Here is a 2,427-nt window from a genome sequence, read left to right as displayed (position 1 = left end):
GCAACCAGCTCGATCTGGGCATCTGCTACCTGGACCAGGTCAACACCAGCTTCTTCGAAGTGATCGAATTGGGCATCACCACCATGGGCCTGCTGCATGACACCCGGCACTTCCGGTTTGCCAGCGACAGCTTGCGCTGGGACGAACTCGGCGACATTCCGCTGGGGTTGCTGAGCAAAGGCATGCACTACCGCCAGTCGCTGGACCTGAGCTTCCGCAGCCGTGGCCTGGAGCCCAATGCAGTGCTGGAAAGCGACTCGAGCTTCCAGCTGATCCAGGCCATCAACACCGGCATGTGCTGCGCGATCATGCCGCTGGACTGCGGCCTGGAAGACCTCAGCGAGCACTTGCGCATCCTGCCGGTGGCCGACGCCGCCATTCATAGCCAAGTGGGCCTGCTGCTGCGCCGCAGCGAGCCGCGTTCGGCGATTGCCGAGCAGTGCTTTGACGAGGCGCGGGCGCTGTTTCAGGCCAGCTGATCACCGGTCGCCTGGCGGTACTGGCGCGGGGTAAAGCCGGTCAGTTGCTTGAACTGGCGGCTGAACGCGCTGTGGTCGGTGTAGCCGCAGCGCATTGCCACCTCGGTAATCGGCAGCTCTGAATGCAGCAGGCGATGGGCATGTTCCAGACGCGCCTTGTGAATCATCTGCCGGGGTGTGAGGTGGAACACCCGCTTGCAATAGCGCTCCAGCTGAGCCACGGAAATGCCGGCGATGCGGGTCAGCTCGCGCATGCTGATCGGCTGGTGGAAGTGTTGGCGGATGTGTTCGTCGACGGCGGCAAGGCGCTGGTAGGCGGGGTGGCTGTCGGCGGCTGACTGCAGGTCGACCGATATGCCGACCAGGCCGATGATCTCCCCGGCCTGGTTGTGCAGCGGGCGCTTGTGGGTCAGGCACCAGCCGGGTTCGCGGCTGCCATAAAGATGCAGCTCCAGTTGGTCTTCCAGCACCAGCCCTTCCTTGAGTACGCGGCGGTCCTGCTCGGTGTAGCCGGGGCCCAGCTGTGCCGGGAACACTTCGGCGCTGGTCTTGCCCAGCAACGGCTGCAGGCGCTTGAGGCCGCAGCGCTGGACCAGGGTGTTGTTGGCCAGCACGTAGCGGGCGGCCGGGTCCTTGATGAAGATTGCGGCGTTGGGGATGGCGTCGAGGATCGGCAGCAGCAGCGAGACACCGACCAGCAGAGCCTCGAGGGTGGCGGGACGGTGCTGATCGAGGGACTGGTACAGGGTTGCCAGGGGGGTGACGGTCATCTGCTTTATCTCGGTTTGCTGTGTCGGCCTCTTCGCGGGTGAACCCGCTCCCATACTCACCTCGCAGCTTTCGAAGGCCACGCAGGACCTGTGGGAGCGGGTTTACCCGCGAAGAGGCCGGTGCACCGATTGAATCTCTACAGCCCTTGCGCGGTATGGCTTTCAGCCTATCCACCGGCCTTCAACCCCGCCACAAATTTTTTGCAACTGTGCCGATTTCGTCATGCCCCTTGCAGAAAACCATCAAGAACCCTCGCCCCGATCGGCCCATTCTATGCCCCACGCAAGCCGCCCACATGCAACAAGAGCGCGGCCCAGAAAGCCGCACCTCGTGACATCAGACCTGCCTATCCAATAACCAACAAAAAGGCGAACCCATGTCAGGCAAATTCAAGAAACAGCTGTCGTTGCTCGACCTCACTTTCATCGGCCTGGGAGCCATCTTCGGCTCCGGCTGGCTGTTCGCCGCCAGCCACGTCTCGGCCATCGCCGGCCCGGCCGGCATCCTCTCCTGGTTCCTCGGCGGCTTCGCCGTCCTGTTGCTGGGCATCGTCTACTGCGAACTGGGCGCCGCCCTGCCCCGCGCTGGCGGCGTGGTGCGCTACCCGGTGTACTCGCACGGCCCGCTGCTGGGTTACCTGATGGGCTTCATCACCCTGATCGCCTTTTCCAGCCTGATCGCCATCGAAGTGGTCGCCTCGCGCCAATACGCCGCCGCCTGGTTCCCCGAACTGACCAAAGCCGGCTCCAGCGACCCGACCGTGCTCGGCTGGCTGGTGCAGTTCGCCTTGCTGGGGTTGTTCTTCTTCCTCAACTACCGCAGCGTGAAAACCTTTGCCAAGGCCAACAACCTGGTCAGCGTGTTCAAGTTCATCGTGCCGCTGCTGGTGATCGGCGTGCTGTTCACCTTCTTCAAGCCGGAAAACTTCGAGGTCCAGGGCTTTGCTCCGTTCGGCCTGTCGGGCGTGGAAATGGCCGTGTCGGCTGGCGGCATCATCTTCGCCTACCTGGGCCTGACGCCGATCATTTCGGTAGCCAGCGAAGTGAAAAACCCGCAGCGCACCATCCCGATTGCGCTGATCCTCTCGGTGCTGCTGTCCACCGCGATCTACGCCCTGCTGCAACTGGCCTTCCTCGGCAGCGTGCCGACCGAAATGCTGGCCGACGGCTGGGCCAGC

At 63.5% G+C, this 2,427-nt stretch carries 3 protein-coding genes; 2 read left to right on the top strand and 1 reads right to left on the bottom strand.

Features of this window, described 5'->3' with window-relative positions:
* Nucleotides 1-479: substrate-binding domain-containing protein (locus HP546_RS29200; protein ID WP_172233034.1), on the top strand; the 479-nt coding region annotated here is incomplete at its 5' end.
* On the opposite strand, the gene HP546_RS29195 is transcribed toward HP546_RS29200, so the two are convergent.
* Nucleotides 467-1,249 carry an AraC family transcriptional regulator gene (locus tag HP546_RS29195; protein ID WP_172233031.1) on the bottom strand — a complete coding sequence of 261 codons (783 nt, stop codon included), beginning with the start codon at nucleotides 1,247-1,249 and terminating at the stop codon, nucleotides 467-469. The genes HP546_RS29200 and HP546_RS29195 overlap by 13 nt on opposite strands.
* A gap of 377 nt (nucleotides 1,250-1,626) precedes the next feature.
* On the opposite strand from HP546_RS29195, the gene HP546_RS29190 reads away from it, so the two are divergent.
* A partial coding sequence (locus HP546_RS29190) for an APC family permease (protein WP_172233028.1) occupies nucleotides 1,627-2,427 on the top strand: 801 nt, incomplete at its 3' end.

It is taken from the genome of Pseudomonas sp. CM25 (assembly GCF_013179705.1).
Classification (GTDB): Bacteria; Pseudomonadota; Gammaproteobacteria; order Pseudomonadales; family Pseudomonadaceae; genus Aquipseudomonas.
Note: the sequence above shows the minus strand (reverse complement) of the source record. Positions and strands in the feature narration are given on the sequence as shown.

Bases quoted from the DNA above. Each gene is read 5' to 3' on its own strand.
- HP546_RS29195 (WP_172233031.1), bottom strand. From the start codon at position 1,249: ATGACCGTCACCCCCCTGGCAACCCTGTACCAGTCCCTCGATCAGCAC.